General features: G+C 67.8%; 16 protein-coding genes and 1 pseudogene. 5 read left to right on the top strand and 12 right to left on the bottom strand.

Features of this window, described 5'->3' with window-relative positions; genetic code table 11:
* Positions 1 to 43: 43 nt before the first annotated feature.
* The 6 genes and pseudogenes from N0A20_RS16610 to ybaL all read right to left on the bottom strand — a co-directional run bounded on the left by N0A20_RS16610 (position 44) and on the right by ybaL (position 6,783).
* Positions 44 to 998 (bottom strand): annotated as a pseudogene (locus N0A20_RS16610) (sterol desaturase family protein).
* Entirely contained in the window at positions 991 to 1,398 is a 408-nt protein-coding gene (locus N0A20_RS16615) for a hypothetical protein (RefSeq protein ID WP_260581438.1), read from the bottom strand. Before N0A20_RS16615 ends, N0A20_RS16610 begins: the two are co-directional and overlap by 8 nt.
* Positions 1,395 to 1,829, bottom strand: a complete 435-nt coding sequence (locus N0A20_RS16620) for a TIGR01244 family sulfur transferase (RefSeq protein ID WP_260581439.1) — start codon at positions 1,827 to 1,829, stop codon at positions 1,395 to 1,397. The genes N0A20_RS16615 and N0A20_RS16620 overlap by 4 nt, the downstream gene beginning before the upstream one ends.
* A gap of 45 nt (positions 1,830 to 1,874) precedes the next feature.
* Positions 1,875 to 2,870: a hypothetical protein gene (locus N0A20_RS16625; protein ID WP_260581440.1), complete on the bottom strand. Its 996-nt coding sequence runs from the start codon at positions 2,868 to 2,870 to the stop codon at positions 1,875 to 1,877.
* 332 nt (positions 2,871 to 3,202) lie between these two features.
* The gene (gene recQ / locus N0A20_RS16630; protein ID WP_260583939.1) at positions 3,203 to 4,978 is read right to left on the bottom strand and encodes a DNA helicase RecQ; all 1,776 of its coding nucleotides are present in this window, start codon (positions 4,976 to 4,978) and stop codon (positions 3,203 to 3,205) included.
* 164 nt (positions 4,979 to 5,142) lie between these two features.
* Entirely contained in the window at positions 5,143 to 6,783 is a 1,641-nt protein-coding gene (gene ybaL, locus N0A20_RS16635; RefSeq protein WP_260581441.1) for a YbaL family putative K(+) efflux transporter, read from the bottom strand.
* Positions 6,784 to 6,878: 95 nt separating this feature from the next.
* Between ybaL and N0A20_RS16640 the strand changes: the two genes are divergently transcribed.
* Positions 6,879 to 7,283, top strand: a complete 405-nt coding sequence (locus N0A20_RS16640) for a hypothetical protein (protein ID WP_260581442.1) — start codon at positions 6,879 to 6,881, stop codon at positions 7,281 to 7,283.
* Here N0A20_RS16640 and N0A20_RS16645 read toward each other — a convergent pair.
* The 5 genes from N0A20_RS16645 to N0A20_RS16665 all read right to left on the bottom strand — a co-directional run bounded on the left by N0A20_RS16645 (position 7,280) and on the right by N0A20_RS16665 (position 11,525).
* The gene (locus tag N0A20_RS16645; RefSeq protein ID WP_260581443.1) at positions 7,280 to 9,094 is read right to left on the bottom strand and encodes an ABC transporter ATP-binding protein/permease; all 1,815 of its coding nucleotides are present in this window, start codon (positions 9,092 to 9,094) and stop codon (positions 7,280 to 7,282) included. The genes N0A20_RS16640 and N0A20_RS16645 overlap by 4 nt on opposite strands.
* Before the next feature lie 318 nt (positions 9,095 to 9,412).
* Positions 9,413 to 9,565, bottom strand: a complete 153-nt coding sequence (locus tag N0A20_RS16650; RefSeq protein WP_260581445.1) for a hypothetical protein — start codon at positions 9,563 to 9,565, stop codon at positions 9,413 to 9,415.
* A gap of 107 nt (positions 9,566 to 9,672) precedes the next feature.
* A complete protein-coding gene (locus tag N0A20_RS16655) occupies positions 9,673 to 10,257 on the bottom strand; it encodes an LptA/OstA family protein (protein ID WP_260581446.1) in 585 nt (194 codons plus the stop codon).
* Positions 10,254 to 10,892, bottom strand: a complete 639-nt coding sequence (lptC, locus tag N0A20_RS16660) for an LPS export ABC transporter periplasmic protein LptC (RefSeq protein ID WP_260581447.1) — start codon at positions 10,890 to 10,892, stop codon at positions 10,254 to 10,256. Before lptC ends, N0A20_RS16655 begins: the two co-directional genes overlap by 4 nt.
* Before the next feature lie 15 nt (positions 10,893 to 10,907).
* Entirely contained in the window at positions 10,908 to 11,525 is a 618-nt protein-coding gene (locus N0A20_RS16665) for a ribonuclease D (protein WP_260581448.1), read from the bottom strand.
* Positions 11,526 to 11,786: 261 nt separating this feature from the next.
* On the opposite strand from N0A20_RS16665, the gene N0A20_RS20280 reads away from it, so the two are divergent.
* The 4 genes from N0A20_RS20280 (at position 11,787) to N0A20_RS16690 (ending at position 15,631) form a co-directional block, all read left to right on the top strand.
* Positions 11,787 to 12,584, top strand: coding sequence for a cold-shock protein (locus tag N0A20_RS20280; protein ID WP_312846559.1), 798 nt, complete (start codon positions 11,787 to 11,789; stop codon positions 12,582 to 12,584).
* A gap of 276 nt (positions 12,585 to 12,860) precedes the next feature.
* The gene (locus N0A20_RS16680; RefSeq protein WP_260581449.1) at positions 12,861 to 13,475 is read left to right on the top strand and encodes an SOS response-associated peptidase family protein; all 615 of its coding nucleotides are present in this window, start codon (positions 12,861 to 12,863) and stop codon (positions 13,473 to 13,475) included.
* 219 nt (positions 13,476 to 13,694) lie between these two features.
* Complete coding sequence (locus N0A20_RS16685) at positions 13,695 to 14,573, top strand: M23 family metallopeptidase (RefSeq protein WP_260581451.1); 879 nt, start codon at positions 13,695 to 13,697, stop codon at positions 14,571 to 14,573.
* Positions 14,570 to 15,631 carry a TrkA family potassium uptake protein gene (locus N0A20_RS16690; protein ID WP_260581452.1) on the top strand — a complete coding sequence of 354 codons (1,062 nt, stop codon included), beginning with the start codon at positions 14,570 to 14,572 and terminating at the stop codon, positions 15,629 to 15,631. Before N0A20_RS16685 ends, N0A20_RS16690 begins: the two co-directional genes overlap by 4 nt.
* A gap of 80 nt (positions 15,632 to 15,711) precedes the next feature.
* Here N0A20_RS16690 and N0A20_RS16695 read toward each other — a convergent pair whose 3' ends face one another.
* Positions 15,712 to 16,224 carry a Dps family protein gene (locus tag N0A20_RS16695; RefSeq protein WP_260581454.1) on the bottom strand — a complete coding sequence of 171 codons (513 nt, stop codon included), beginning with the start codon at positions 16,222 to 16,224 and terminating at the stop codon, positions 15,712 to 15,714.
* Positions 16,225 to 16,267: the final 43 nt, after the last annotated feature.

Consider the following 16,267-nt stretch of genomic DNA (forward strand, 5'->3'; position numbering starts at 1 on the left):
ATTGCGAGCCCGGCAACGCCGGGCGAAGCAATCCAGAGCGGTTTCAGGCCGCCCTAGATTGCTTCGCTTCGCTCGCAATGACGTCAGAAGCATCGGCTGCTGCACCCGATGCCGCCGCCCAGCGTTCCTTGATCATCGCGCTCGTCGCGCGGCTGCCGTCGTGGCTCCAGCCCGGCTCGCGCCACATATAGGAGAGTTTGTGCCGCCACGGCGCGTGCCAGACGTCCTTCGCGATGCCGACCCATTCGTGGACCGCGGCCCATAGGATGTTGAAGCTGCCGAGTTGCTTGACGATGCCGTAGCGCACCGGCTCGTCGTCGCGCTCGGCGACGAAGCTGCCGAACATCCGGTCCCAGATGATGAAGACGCCGAGCATAGTTCGCGTCGAGATAGCGCGGGTTGACGCCATGATGGACACGGTGATGCGACGGCGTGTTCATTACCGCCTCGAACCAGCGCGGCATCCGCCCGATCGCCTCGGTATGGATCCAGAACTGATAGATGAGATTCAGCCCGGCGCAGAAGAACACCATCGCGGGCGGAAAGCCGATCAGGAACAAGGGCAGGCGGAACAGGAAAGTCAGGCTGAAAAAGCCGGTCCAGGTCTGCCGCAGCGCGGTCGACAGATTATAATGCTGGCTCGAATGGTGGATGACATGGCTCGCCCAGAACCAGCGCACGCGGTGGGCGCTGCGGTGGAAGACATAATAGGCGAGATCGTCGAGGAAGAAGCAGAGGATCCACGCCCACCACCAGGTGCGGAATTCGATCCCGATGTCGAACAGCCGGTACTGGTACACCCACACCGACATGCCGACCACCGCCGCGCCGACAAGCGCGCCCGCGACCTGGCTGACCGTGCCGAGCATCAGTGAGGTCAACGTGTCGCGCGCCTCGTAGCGGCTTCTGTCCTTGCGCAGCGAATAGACCATCTCGGCGATCAGCAGCAGGATGAAGGCGGGCACCGCATAGACGACCGGATCGGGGAGCTTATCCATGGGTCAGGCTCCGCATCCGCGCCGCCCATGCGCCCGCGTCCTTGCCCAGATTGAGCGTCACTGCGCCGAAGCTGCGCTCGGCCGGGATCAGGGTCAGGAAATCCTTGTCGAGCCGCGCCATCATCTGCGGGTCCACGGGCCGCGCCGCGAAATGATTGCCGTGCGCGCGCACCAGCATCATCCGCCCTTCGGCATTGCGGACGAGCGCCGCGAACCCCGCCCGGTCGCGCGCGACCTCGGTGCCGCGAAACCCCGCCTCGGCCTCTTCGGCAAGGCGGATCGCCTGGGCATCGTCCGCGATCCGCGGATCGGCGCCGAGTCCCATCCTGCCGACGAGCCACGCGACGAACAGCACGGCGGCCAGCGAAACGCCGAGCTGGATCAAATCGGCAATCGTCATCTTTCCCCCGCGAGCGCATCCATCATCGGCCGCAGCCCCGACAGGTCGTAACCCGCCTTCGCCGCCGCGTCGCACAGCGCATCCACATCGTCGCCCGCGCGCGCGCGCGTCAGCGCCCACAGATGCGTCGACCGCGTGCCCGACCGGCAATAGGCGAGCACGGGTCCGGTCGCCCCCGCCAGCACCGCGTCGAGCGCGTCGATCTGCGCATGGCTGAAGCCCGCATGGCCGATCGGGATGGCGGCATAGGCCAGCCCCTCGGCGGCGGCGGCGTGCGCGATCGCCTCGCCCTGCGGCGCCGAGGGCTCCTCGCCATCGGGACGGTTGTTGACGATCATCGCGAAACCCGCGGCCTTGGCGGCGGCGATATCCTCGATCGAGATTTGCGGGGCGACGCTATAGGCGTCGGTCAGGGGTCGAAAATCGCTCATGGCGGCGGTCTAATGCCGATGGGGCGGTGCTGACAAGCATGAAGGTCAACCGTCGGGATATTGGTCGATACACTCCTGCATCTCGGCCCAGAGTTCCGGACTCTCGGTCAGCGACAGCCGGTACCGGCTTTTGCCGACGATCACGATCGACGCCGTCCGGCCCGCCTTCAGCAGCGGCCAGAACAGGCGCTGGTTGGCGCCGAAGAGATAGCTGCTGACCCCGTCATCCTCGTTCGTGCTGCCGTTGAAAAAGGGGATCGGGAAGGCCGCATCGACGATCATCGCGGTTCCCGGATAATTTTCGGCGGTCACGCCCTCGGCAAATGCCGGGACCACATCGCCATCGGGGGTATCGACCAGCCTGAACCCGCGGTTGTGCGGCTCGAACATATCGCCTTCCGTCTCCTCGTCGAAGCGGGGAAGCCCCTTGCTCTTGACCACGATATGCCCATCGCCGAAATTGTTGAAACCGAGCACCAGTTCGGTGTCGCGGCCAAGCGACCGTCTGGCGGTACAAAAATCATATTTCGACTGAAACGACCAGCCGCCCGGGAATGTCAGGCTCTTCTCCGGGATCGGCGGCGGCTCCCGGCCCTGCCGCGACAGCGCGGCATCGTCCGCAAATTGCGCGGCGTCGGCGGTGGCCAGAAGCTCGGCCATCGCGCGATAGTCGGGGTCATGCGCATCCTTGAGCTTGTCGCAGGCATCGAGCCGCTTCAGCAGATGCGCCGCGCGCGCATCGCCCTCGGCGGGCAGCGCGACCACCGCCTCGCCCTCCTCATTGTGGACGCGGTCGAATATGGCCTGACGCGCCGCCTCGTCGACATCGCGCACATCGCTGCCGAGGCTGAACCAGGTCAGCGCGATGGCGTTGCGCACGCGGTTCTTTTCGGCGTCCCCCTCTTCGAGCACCCCCATCAAGCTGTTGAGCACGCCGCAGCGCATCGCCGCCTCCAGCATGAGCGGCGGCGGCGCCTCCTGCGCGGCTGTGGGGATGGCGAACAACAGGGCGGGGATCAGCGGCAGGGCATGGCGCAGCATGGCAGGCTCCGAAGGCCGCGACCCGGGCCCGCTCATGCGGCGGGCGCGGAGCGCTGTCAATCGGGCGACAGTTTGGGCGGAAGGCGCGGGATCAAATATTTCGCGCAAAGACGCAAAGAAGGAAGAAAAAAGGGGTCTCACACAAAGGCACGAAGGCACAAAGGGGTTCTGGAAGTTCGGCGAGAGCTTCGTCGCCGCAGGCGACTATCCATAATGGCGCTTCGCGCGATCCTTGCAGATCGGACGACAATATCCCCGTCTTTGTGCCTTCGTGCCTTTGTGTGCGATTATCCTTCCTCTTCGCGTCTTTGCGTCTTTGCGCGAAACCCTGTTCAAAACTGCCGGATCACCGCCAGGAACGCGTCGCCCCATGCCTCGAGCTTCTTCGCGCCGACCCCCGGGATCGTCCCCATCGCGTGCAGGCTGTCGGGCCGCTCGCTCGCCATCGCGCGCAGCACCGCGTCGTGGAACACGACATAGGGCGGCACCCCCGCCTCGGCGGCGAGTTCGCGCCGGGTGGCCCGGAGCGCGTCGAACAGCGGATCGCCGACCGGGTTCGCCGCGGCGCCCGTGCCTCCGCGCTCGCGCCGCGTGCGCCGCGCCGGCGGTTCGGCGATCAGCACCGGCACCTCGCCCTTCATCATCGCGCGCGCGGCGGGGCCGAACATCAGCCCGCCATGTTCAGTCGTCTCCAGCGCCTCGCGCGCGACGAGGGTGCGCACCAGCGGCTTGATGAGCCGCGCCTCCTCGCCGCCGACGATGCCGAAGACCGAGAGCTTGTCGTGTCCCCGGCTCGCGATGCGGTCGTCGCTGCGCCCGGTCAGAACCGCCTCGACATGCCCCGCGCCAAAGCTCTGCCCGGTGCGATAGACAGCGGAGAGCAGTTTCTGCGCCAGCACCGTCGCGTCGATCTGCGCCGGGGGTTCAAGGCAATTGTCGCAATTGCCGCACCGCTCGGGCGGGGTCTCGCCAAAATGGCGGAGCAGCAGCGCGCGGCGGCATTCGCTCGTCTCGACCAGCGCCGCCATCGCATTGAGCCGCGCACGTTCGCCCGCGACGCGCGCCTCGGGCAGTTCGGACAGCCGCATCCGCGCGCGCGCGAAATCGTCGGCGCCCCACAGCATCAGCGTTTCGGCGGGGTCGCCGTCGCGACCGCCGCGCCCCGTTTCCTGATAATAGGCCTCGATCGACTTGGGCAGGCCGGCGTGGGCGACGAAGCGCACGTCGGGCTTGTCGATCCCCATGCCGAAGGCGACGGTCGCGGTGACGATGCCGTCCTCCGACGCGACGAAGTCGCGCTGCACCGCCGCGCGCCGCTCCGGGTCGAGACCGGCGTGATAGGCGGCGACGCGGCGCCCGGTTGCCGCCGCCAGCCGCTCCGCGATGCGCTCGGTCCCGTCGCGCGTCGGGCAATAGACGATGCCCGGCCCCGGATTGGCGGCGATGAAATCGGCAAGCTGCTTCGCCGGGCTGACGCGCGGTGTCACCCGATACCGGATGTTCGGCCGGTCGAAGCCCGCGAGCACCAGCCCCTCGGCCGGGATGCCGAGCTGGAGCAGGATATCCTCGCGCGTGTGCTTGTCGGCGGTTGCCGTCAGGGCGAGCCGGGGCACCGCCGGAAAGGCGTCGAGCAGCGGCCGCAGCAGGCGATAGTCGGGACGAAAATCATGCCCCCATTCGCTGACGCAATGCGCTTCGTCGATCGCGAACAGCGCGGGCGCGCGCGCCTCCATCAGCGAGCGGAACCCCTCGCCCGTCGCGCGCTCGGGCGCGATGTAGAGAAGGTCGAGCGCGCCGTCGCGATAGGCCTGCCGCGTATCGGCGAAATCGGCATCGACGCTGGTCAGCGACGCCGCGCGAATCCCCGCCGCTCGCGCGCCGCGCAGCTGGTCGTGCATCAGCGCGATCAGCGGCGACACGACGACGACGCAGCCGTCGAGCGCGACGGCGGGCAGCTGATAGGTCAAAGACTTGCTGGCGCCGGTGGGCATCACCGCGAGCGTGCGCTGCCCCGCCATGACGCGATCGACGACATCGGCCTGTTTCCCGCGAAAATGGTCGAAACCGAAGGTCGATTTGAGGAGCGGGAGGAGCGCGTCGGCGGACATGGTGGGGCGATAGGGCGGATGGGGCACCAAACTCAAGCCCTCCCCTTCAGGGGAGGGCAGCGAGACTTGCGAACTTGTTCGTTAGTCGCAGCGGGTGGGGCCCAGAAACCATGCGCCACATCGCAGGCCCCACCCCAACCCCTCCCCTAGAGGGTAGGGGGCTTTCATGCCCGCGCCAGCATCGCCCGTTCGGCCATGCGCGACGCGGTCTCGCGCTCGGCCATCACGACATGGTCGGCGCCATGGCGGACGAGGTCATTCACCTCCTCGTCCGAATGCGCGCGCGCGACGATCAGCAGCTTCGCGTTGATCGCCCGCGCGCGCCGCACGATCGCTCCCGCCTCGACCCCCTCGGGGATCGCGATCAGCAGCGTCGAGGCCTCCTCGAGCCCCGCCTGCCGCAAGATGCTTTCCTTGGTCGCGTCGCCGACGATCACCGTCGCGCCCGCCGCCCGCGCCGCCGCCGCCATGTCCTTCTGGTCCTCGATCACCGTCAGCCCCTCGCCGCGGCCGCAGATCAGCGAGCCGATATGGCTGCCGACGCGGCCATAGCCGATCAGCACCACCCCCGCATTGCACGTCTCGGCCACCGCTTCGGGCTCGCTCTTCTCATCCGCAATGGGCTGTTCGGCGCGGATGCGCTTGACCATCAGCGTGAAGAAGATCGGATTGACCAGGATCGACAGCAGGGCGCCCGCGAGGATCAGATCGCGCCCGGTTTCGGGCAGCACCTCGAGCCCGACGCCCAGCCCCGCGAGGATGAAGGAGAATTCGCCGATCTGCGCCAGGCTGACCGACACGGTGAGCGCGGTCTGGTTCGGATGGCCGAAGGCGCGGACGAGCGCATAGGCGGCGAGCGACTTGCCGAAAACGATGATCGCGACTGTCGCGATCACCGGCCCCGGCTGTTCGACGATCACGGTGGGGTCGAAGAGCATGCCGACCGACACGAAGAAGAGCACCGCAAAGGCGTCGCGCAGCGGCAGCGTCTCCTCCGCCGCGCGGCGCGACAATTGCGTTTCGCCGAGGATCATGCCGGCAAAGAAGGCGCCTAATGCGAAGCTCACATCGAACACCACCGCCGCGCCGAAGGCGACCCCCAGCGCGATCGCCAGCACCGACAGGCGGAACAGTTCGCGCGATCCCGAATGCGCGACCCAGTGCAGCACCCAGGGCAGCACGCGCCGCGCGATCAGGAACATGAAGGCGGCGAAGCCGACGACCTTGACGGACACGATCGCCGCCGATTGCAGCAGCCCCGCGCCGTTCGCCTCGTCGCCGCGCGACCCGAACATCGCGGGCAGCAGCACCAGCGCCAGCACCATGACGAGGTCCTCGACGATCAGCCAGCCGACCGCGATGCGCCCCTTTTCGGTCTCGACCATGTCGCGCGCCTGCAGCGCGCGCAGCAGCACGACGGTCGAGGCGACCGACAGCGCGAGGCCGAAGACCGCGCTGCCCTCGACCGACCAGCCGAGCCACAGGCCGAGCATCATGCCGAGCGCGGTCGCCACCGCGATCTGCAGCACCGCGCCGGGCACCGCGATGTTGCGCACCGACAAGAGGTCCTTCAGCGAGAAATGCAGCCCGACGCCGAACATCAGCAGGATCACCCCGATCTCGGCAAGCTGCATCGCCAGTCCCGTGTCGGCGACGAAGCCCGGCGTGAAGGGCCCGACGAGCACGCCCGCGAGCAGATAGCCCGCGATCGGCGAAATCTTCAGCCGATGCGCAAGCGCCCCCATCAGGAAAGCGACGCCGAGGCCGGCGACCACGGTGCCGATCAGAGTGGTGTCGTGCGGCATAGGTCCTGCCTAGGGGGCGCGGGCGCGGGGGGTCAAGTAACACAACCAATTTTGTTGCGATTGCCCTTCGACCTCGCCGGGAATAGCATCAGCCAATGCCGAACGGACCCGAACAGGCCGCCTATTGGCGCGATTTCGTTATCGCGCGGTGCGGTTATCCCAATGCCGAGCTGCTGGCCCGGCAATTCGAGGGCGCCGAACTGGCGGAGTTCTGCGAATGCGGCTGCAACAGCTTCAGCATATGCGTTCGGCCCGGCACGCCTCCGCTAGTCCGAAAGTCGAAGCAGGGCGGCGTGGTGTTCAGCGCCGATTTTCTGGTGACGACCGACCGGCAGCTCGAAATCATGCTGTCGGTCGACGCAGCGGGCAATCTCGACCGGGTCGATGTGACCTGCAATGCGAACAGCAGTCCCGTGCCGCACGCGCTCCCGACCGATCTCGAACCCTATCATGTCCGGGCATCGAAGCATCTGATCACCGCCGACGAGAGCCGTCCCTAGACCGTCCCCTCCTCGCGCTCGGCCTGCTGCCGCGCCCACATGTCTGCATAAAGGCCGCGCATCCTGAGCAGTTGCTCGTGCGTCCCGGTTTCCGCCACCCGGCCCTTGTCGAGCACGATGATCCGGTCGGCGCCCGTCACCGTCGACAGACGGTGCGCGATCACCAAGGTCGTGCGGCGCTCGGCGATGCGCTCGAGCGTCGCCTGGATCGCCGCCTCGGTGCGGCTGTCGAGCGCGCTCGTCGCTTCGTCCAGGATCAGGATCGGCGGATTCTTGAGCAGGGTGCGCGCGATGGCGACGCGCTGTTTCTCGCCGCCCGACAGCTTGAGCCCGCGCTCGCCGACCTCGGTGTCATAGCCCTGCGGCAGCAGCGCGATGAAGGCGTCGATCGCGGCGCCCTTCGCCGCCGCAGCGATCGCCTCGGCGCTCGCGCCGTCGCGGCCATAGGCGATATTGTAACCGATGCTGTCGTTGAACAGCACCGTGTCCTGCGGGACGATGCCGATCTCGGCGCGCAGGCTGGCCTGCGTCACCTGCGCAATATCCTGATCGTCGATGGTGATCCGCCCGCCCTGCGGGTCGTAGAAGCGGAAGAGAAGCCGCGCGATCGTCGACTTGCCCGCGCCCGACGGCCCGACGATCGCCAGCGTCTCGCCCGCTGCCACCGCGAAGCTCACGCCGTTCAAAATCGTGCGGTCGGGCTCGTAACCGAACACCACATTGTCGAACGCCACCGCGCCGCCGTTCACCACCAGCGGCCACGCGTCGGGCGCGTCGGCGATCTCGGGCGGGGTGTCGATCAGGCGGAACATCGCCTCCATGTCGATCAGCCCCTGGCGGATCACGCGATAGACCATGCCGAGCATGTCGAGCGGGCGGAAGAGCTGCGCGAGCAGCGTGTTCACCAGCACCACGTCGCCGACCGCGAACGCGCCCTTCGACCAGCCCCACACGGTGTAGGCCATCGCTCCCGCCATCGCCGTGTTGGTGATGAAGCTCTGCCCGATGTTGAGCCAGGCGAGGCTGTTCTCGCTCTTCACCGCAGCGCGCGCATATTGGTCGGCGACGTCGCGGTAGCGTGCCGCCTCGCGCTCCTCGGCGCCGAAATATTTGACCGTCTCGTAATTGAGCAGGCTGTCGACGCTGCGCCCGACGGTGAGGGTGTCGAGGTCGTTCATGCGGACGCGCAGCGCGTTGCGCCAGTCGGTCACCCGCCGCGTGAAGACGATATAGACGATCACCATCAGCGCCGTCGCGTCGGCGAGGCCGAAGCTGAATTTGGTCCAGAAGATGATCAGCACCGCGGCGAGCTCGACGATCGTCGGCGCGATGTTGAACAGCAGGAAATAGAGCATCGTGTCGATGCTCTTGGTCCCGCGCTCGATCACCTTGGTGACCTCGCCGGTGCGCCGCGCGAGGTGAAAGCGCAGGCTCAGCGCGTGCAGATGGGTGAAGGTCGCGATCGCCAGCTCGCGCGTCGCATCCTGCCCGACGCGTTCGAACACGACGTTGCGCAGATTGTCGAACAGGACCGAGGCGAAGCGCGCGCCGGCATAGGCGAGCACCAGCCCGATCGCGAGCGCGACGCCCTCCTCCATCCCCGGCGCCATGCGGTCGATCGCGGCGCCATAGAGGAAACCCATCGACAGCTGCACGCCCTTCGACGCGAGCACGATCAGCGCGGCGAGGGCGATGCGGACCTTGTGTCCGGTCTGCCCCGCGGGCCACAGATAGGGAAGGAATCGCCGCAGCGTCGCGAGGACGGGCGGTTCGCGGGCCGCCTCGGCGGAAGTTTGCGTATCGGGCGGCATGGACGGCCTATGTAGGGAGGCCGCGGCGCGACGCCAAGCGGGGTTGGCTAGACCTTGGAGCGGAGCGCCATTTTAGTCTCGCGCAAAGGCGCGAAGAAACAAAAGACAGACTCGCACGAAGCCACAAAGCCACAAAGGGGTGCTTCTCAGCCGCCGTTTGCCCTGAGCTTGTCGAAGGGCCATTCTTTTCTTCATGGCCTCCAAGGAAAGGACGGTGCTTCGACAAGCTCAGCACGAACGGACAAGAGAAAAGCTCCTTTGTGGCTTTGTGGCTTCGTGCGAAACTTCTTCTTCGCGCCCTCGCGCGAAAATTCCTCGCTACCGCGAATCGCGATAGCCCGCGCGCCGCAGCAGACGGTCGATCAGCCGCCGTTCCTCGCTCGTCGGGCCGAGCAGGTCCGGCTTGTCGGGATTGGCGGCGCGGCGCCCGAACAGCGGGCGGCGCGGGGTGACGATGGGGGAAAAACGCATGGGACGGGGCCTGCCTTTTCGATGCGGCCTCGCCCCCGTGCCGCAGGTGATCCGGTCCCTGCGCGACTCTTTGCAGCTTATGCTTATCTTTCGGCTAAGCCGCCTGGTTACTGCTTTCTTTCCGGTACCGTGAAGGTGCCGGTGACGCGCCCGCCGCTGCCCGGCACGACATTGCCGTCCGGCCCCCTCGTCGCGCCGCGGCCGTCGACCGTCGCGCGGCCGCTGTTGAGGTCGATCACCAGCCGCCCGCCGTTCAGGCGGTTGCCGCGCTGGGTCAGCTGGACATTGCCGACCATCGTGATCAGCCGCCGGTCGAGGTCGTAGATCGCGACATTGCCCGACGCGCGTTCGTCGCCCTTGGTCACCACGACGCCGCCGGTCGCGTCGAGCCGGTTGACGTCGGTGCCGCCCGACCGGCTGTAGGCGACGGTCATGCGCTGCGAGGTGACGGTCATTCCCGCCTGCGTCACGCGCACCCCGCCCGCCAGGATGACGCGGTCGGCGCGGTCCTGCACCTCGATGCTGCCGGCGTCGAAATCGACCGGGGCATTGCTGTTGTGGTTGGCGAGCGCCTGCGCCTGCGCCGGCGCACCGCCCTGGCCGCCCGACAGGATCGCGAGGCTGGTGAGCGCGAAGCTCGCGCCCGCCAACAGCAGGCTGCGGGCGCCCCACAGGCGCGGCGTTGCACTCATTTCAGCACTCCCTGGTTGATGCGCAGCTTCGCATTGCCCGACAGGCGGACGATCCGGCTGTCGAGGTCGGCCGACAGCGTGTTGGCCGAAAAATTGCCGATATTCAATGTACCCGTGACGCCGCCGCGACCCAGCAGGCTGCGGGTCTTGAGGTCGATCGCGACGTTGCTCGCGTCGATCCGGTAGCCGTCGGCGCTGCGCACGCGCACCGCGCCGGGCACCGCGACCTGTTCGGTGTCCATATTATATTGCCCCGCCACCGCCGCGATCGTCGCGGGACCGTCGGCCAGGTTGATCGCGCCCGACAGATGCTCCATCCGCACGATCGGCTCGGCCGAGCTTTTCTGCACCGCGCTCCCGGCGATCAGCGCGAAGGGCTGGCCCTTGGCGTCCTGACCGCGATATTCGGCGCGGGTGACGCGCATCCGCTCCTTCGCGACCTCGACCTTGTCCTTGGCGAGCAGGAAGCTGACCTCGGCGCGCTGGGTGAAGGGCGAGAAGATCAGCACCGCGGCGACCACGCCGATGACGAGCGGCAGGCCGAAACGCAGGACGCGGACGACGCGGTCGTGGTTCGACCCGGTGGCCGCCCACAGCTGGCGCATCGTGCGGTCATGATCGGCGCGGGCGGACATCGCGAATCGGTCCCGTCAACTATGCGCGAAGATGTCGATCTCGGGCCAGCCCGCGAGGTCGAGCGCGGCACGCGTCGGCAGGAAATCGAAACAGGCCTGCGCCAGTTCCATGCGCCCCTCGCGCACCAGCCGGGCGTCGAGGATGTCCTTCATCGCGTGCAGGAAACGGACGTCGCTCGCGGCATAGTCGCGCTGCGCGTCGGTCAGCGTCGCGGCGCCCCAGTCGCTCGACTGCTGCTGTTTCGACACATCCTGCCCCAGCAATTCGCGCACCAGTTCCTTGAGGCCATGGCGGTCGGTATAGGTGCGCACCAGCCGCGAGGCGATCTTGGTGCAATAGACGGGGGCGGTCACGACGCCCAGCGCGTGCTGCAGGGCGGCGATGTCGAAGCGCGCGAAATGAAACAGTTTCAACCGGTTGGGATCTGCCAATATCGCCTTCAGCACCGGCGCATCATAGGCGCTGCCGGGGCCGAAGCGCACCAGATGCTCGTCGCCCGACCCGTCGCTGATCTGGACAAGACAAAGCCGGTCGCGCAGCGGGTTCAGCCCCATCGTTTCGGTATCGACCGCGACCGGTCCCGGGCCCAGCGCGTCCGCGGGCAGATCTTCTTCATGGAAATAGACACTCATCCCCGACGCCTTAGGCGAAGCGGCCTTGCTGCTCAATGACTGGTTTCGCGCATGGTACGGGGGTGCCGGAAGCGCGCGACGGATGCTGCCCGCATCGCGACGGGCCCCTTGAATTTTCTGTTCGCAGGACGTTCGCATTTAGGTTATATATTGCGCCGTTAGCGGCACGGGGCGAGTCTGTGCCCATGGTGAACTGCGTCTCCGTCCGGCGCAAGGAGCCGGTATGACGGAGCGTGGACGACCGAAAGCGACTATCAGACAATGAGTTTCAACAAGGATCGGCGCGGCCACCGCGGACGTGGCAAGCGCGATGATTTCGGCGGTTTCGACAGCTTTGAGCCCGCGCCCTATAGCGGCGACAGCTATGGCGGCGGACGCGGCGGCTTCGGCGACCGGGACCGTGGGGGCGGTTTCGGCGGTGACCGATTCGGCGGCGGCGATCGTGGCGGCGGCTTCGGTGGCGGCGACCGGGCCGGTGGTGGCGGCTTCGGCGGCGGACGCGGCGGCGGCATGCCGGCGCAGGTCGTCGGCGAGGGTCAGGGCACCGTCAAATTCTTCAACCCGTCGAAGGGGTTCGGCTTCGTCGCGCGCGACGACGGCGGCGAGGATGTGTTCGTGCACATCAGCGCCGTCGAACAGGCGGGGCTGCAGGGCCTGGCCTCGGGCCAGCCGCTCGGCTTCACCCTCGTCGAACGCAACGGCAAGGTGTCGGCGATCGACCTGAAGATCGAGGGCGAACCGCTCCCGATCGAGGATCACCCGCCGCGCCGCGACGACCGTGGCGGCGGCTTCGGTGGCGGCGACCGTCCGGGCGGCGCCCGCGGCCGGCGCCAGCTGACCGGCGAGCGCACCTCGGGCACGGTGAAATTCTTCAACACCACCAAGGGCTTCGGCTTCATCGCCCGCGACGACGGACAGGCCGACGCCTTTGTCCACATCAGCGCGGTGCAGCGCGCGGGCATGACCGGCCTCGAGGAAGGCGACCGCGTCGCCTTCGACATCGAAGTCGACGATCGCGGCAAATTCGCCGCGGTGAACCTGCAGCCGGCGCAGGACTGATTTCGGTCCGCAGCGGATAAAGGAAAGGGCGGCCCTGGGGCCGCCCTTTTTCGTTGAAGATGGCGGCGGCAGCGGCGCAGCCACCGGCGGAGGGGCTGGCGCGGTCGGGTGTCGTGCGACCTTTTGCCCCCTCCACCACCGCCTGCGGCGGTCGTCCCCCGCTCATGGCCTGCGGCCACTGGGAAGATTTGATGCCCATTGGGGTCAGGACCCTGACGCCCGAAAGCCACCAACCTGTGTTTGCAAATGCCTTGACGGCATCCGATTACTAGCCCGATGACCCGTCTCTACCGCCTCGACGCCCCCGCCGCCGATGTCGCGGCGGCCTTTCGCGCCGATGCGGGCGGCGATCCTTGGCCGGGCGGCTATGTCGCGCCGGGCCGTCCCGCCCCGATCGTCGTCGGCGACGGCAAGCCCGAAGGGCGCCGCCGCCTGCGCCCGATGTTCTGGGGCGTGCCCCCGCCGCCGCGCGGCGATCGACCCGTCACCAGCGTCCGCAACCTCGACAGCCCCTTCTGGATCGGCACGCTGCGCCATGCCGAACTGCGCTGCCTGATCCCCGCGACCAGCTTTGCGGCCTGGTCGGGGCCCGAGGGTGCGAAGACGCAACATTGGTTCTCGCTCGCCGGCCCGCCGATCTTCGCCTTCGCGGGCATCGTCCGCTTCGCCGACGAAATCCCGCACTTCGCGATGCTCGCGACCGACCCCAACCGGCTCGTGGCGCACCATCATCCGGGCGCGATGCCGGTGATCCTGCTCGGCCGGGGCGCACGAACGCTGGCTCGCCGCCGACTGGAAGGACGCGCGCGCGCTCGTCGCGCCCTTCCCCGGCCAGGCGATGAAGGTGTCGGACGCGCCGCCGCACGCCGGCACGTCGTGACGGGCTGGTAAAGCACGCAAGGCTTTGGCAGATAAGGCGCATGGGGGACCGGCGCCGCATATTCACCATCCTGCTGCTGACGGCGCCGCTCGCCGCCTGCATCCCCGCCTCGGCGCCGCCGCCCCGTCCCGCCCCGCCCGCCACCGCCGCCCCGGCGGCCGGCCAACGCCGACCTCGCCCATGACAATGTATCGGGCGGCGACAGCCAGCCGACCTGGACGCTGAAGCCGGTGACGGCCAACGCGGTCACCATCGCCGCCGCCAGCTACACCGTCCGCCGCGGCGACACGCTGCGCGCGATCGGCGAGATGAGCGGCGCGGGGTCGGAGGCGATCGCGCTCGAAAACGACCTCGTCCCGCCCTACACGCTCGTCCCCGGTCAGCGGCTGCGCATTCCCGCCGGCCTCTATCACCGCGTCGCGGCGGGCGAGACCGGTATCGGCATCGCCAATGCCTATGGCGCCGACTGGGGCGAGATCGTCACGATCAACGCCCTGACCGAACCCTATATCCTGCGCGTCGGCCAGCGCCTCCGCCTGCCCGTCAATGCGCGTCCGCTGACCCCCGGACAGGTCGACATCGCGGCGCGCGCCGCGGCCTTCACCCTCGACATCGACGATATCGCGACCGGCAGCCAGCCGGCGCTCGCCGCCGACAAGGCGCCCGCCGCCGCCGCGGCCGCACCGCGGGGACCGGTCACCGCCGCCATCGCGACGCCGAGCCGCTTCAGCGGCCGCTTCGTCTGGCCGCTGCCGGGCAAGGTCATCGCCAAATTCGGCCCGCTCGCGCCGGGCAAGGTCAATGACGGCATCAATATCGCGGCGTCCGCGGGCACCCCGATCCACGCCACCGCCGACGGCGTCGTCTCCTATGCCGGCGACCAGATCGCGGTCTATGGCGGGCTGATCCTGATCGACCATGGCGGCGGCTGGGTCAGCGCCTATGGTCACGCCCAGCAGATCGACGTCCGGCGCGGTCAGGCGGTCAGGGCGGGCGACGTCATCGGCCTTGCCGGCGCCAGCGGGCAGGTGCAGATTCCGCAGCTCCATTTTCAGCTCCGCAAGAACCGCATCCCCATCGACCCGCTCAAGCAGTTGCCCGCCCGATGAGCAGGAAATCCGCCGACAAGCTGCACCTGCCGCACATCTTCCGCCCGCTCAAGCGCGCGAGCAAATGGCCGATCTGGGCCGACATCCTCGCCCGCCTCGGCCTCGCCTTCTTCCTGATCGCGATCGTCGTCGCGATTCACTGGACCGGGCGCGACGGACTGGTCGATCAGATCGACGGCCATATCAGCTTTCTCGACGTCGTCTATTTCACGATGATTTCGGTCACCACGACCGGCTTCGGCGACATCGTGCCGAAATCGGACAGCGCGCGTTTCATGGAAGCCGTGATCGTGACGCCGATCCGCATCGCCGTCCTCTTCATCTTCGTCGGCACGGCGTATCAGTTCGCCATCAAGCGCACATGGGAAAAATGGAAAATGGCCCGCATCCAGGAAAAGCTCACCGATCATATCGTCGTGCTCGGTTACGGCACCAGCGGCGCGGAGGCCGTGCATGAACTGATCGCGCGCGGCACCGACCCCACCTGCATCGTCGTGATCGACCAGTCGGGCCCGCGCATCCAGGCGGCCGAAGCCGCGGGCTGCAACGTGCTGCAGGGCGATGCCTCGAACGACGATACGCTGATCGACGTCCAGATCGCCAAGGCGCGCAGCGTCCTGGTGTCGGCGGGCCGCGACGACAGCTCGATCCTGATCGTGCTCACCGTCCGTCACCTCGCACCGGAGGTGCCGATCAGCGTCGTGGTCCGCGCCAAGGACAATGAGCTGCTCGCGCGTCAGGCGGGCGCGAACAACGTCATCAACCCGGTCAGCTTCACCGGGTTGCTGCTTGCGGGGTCGGCGCAGGGCGAACATGTCGCGGACTATATGGCCGACCTCGCCGCGGCCGGCGGCAAGGTCCAGTTGCGCGAACGCCCGATCAGCGCCGAGGAAATCGGCCGCAGCCTCGACCAGCTGGCCAGCGGCGGCCGCGGCCTGCGCATCTATCGCGGCGGCAGGCCCTATGGCTTCTGGGAAAAGGAAACGCAGGCGCTGCAGCCCGGCGACATGATCGTCGAGGTCATCGCATGCGAGGAATGCGAATCGGATGTGACATAAGCACGCGGCGCTGTCCGTTGGGGGAACGGGCGTGACGCTCTGCAATAGGCGATCCCGCCCGAAACCCGCCGATCCCCGGCTCAATAACCCGCCGTCGCCTCCAGAAACCAGATGCGCTGCTCGGTCTCGTCGGCCCAGCCGTCGACCAGGCCGCTGGTCGCGATATCGCCGGCCTTTTCGGCCGCCGCCTTGACCTCCTTGAGCTGCGCGAGCAGCGTCCGGTTGTCGGCGGCGAGCGTCTTGACCATCGTGTCGGCATCGACCGCGGGGGCATCGTCGTCCTTGATCGACTGGCGCCGCCCGATGTCGCCGATCGAGCGCAGCGTGACGGCGCCATTCTTGCGCACGCGCTCGGCGATCAGGTCGGTGGTCGCCAGGATCTGCGTCGCCTGTTCGTCGAACAGCAGGTGCAACTCGCGAAAGCGCGGACCCTGGACGTGCCAGTGATAATTTTTTGTCTTCAGATAGAGAGCGAAACTGTCGGCGAGCAGCGTGTTGAGCGCGTCGGCTACGGCCGAGCTGATTATGGTCGGGCATGGGACCTTCCTTTCCTGTTCCCGCCGATATAGGACCGCTCGCGCGGACTTGCCCATGCAGCGTTTCGCGCAGCTTGATCGGAAAAACCGATTAATGGCG

The organism is Sphingopyxis sp. PET50, assembly GCF_025244705.1.
GTDB lineage: Bacteria > Pseudomonadota > Alphaproteobacteria > Sphingomonadales > Sphingomonadaceae > Sphingopyxis.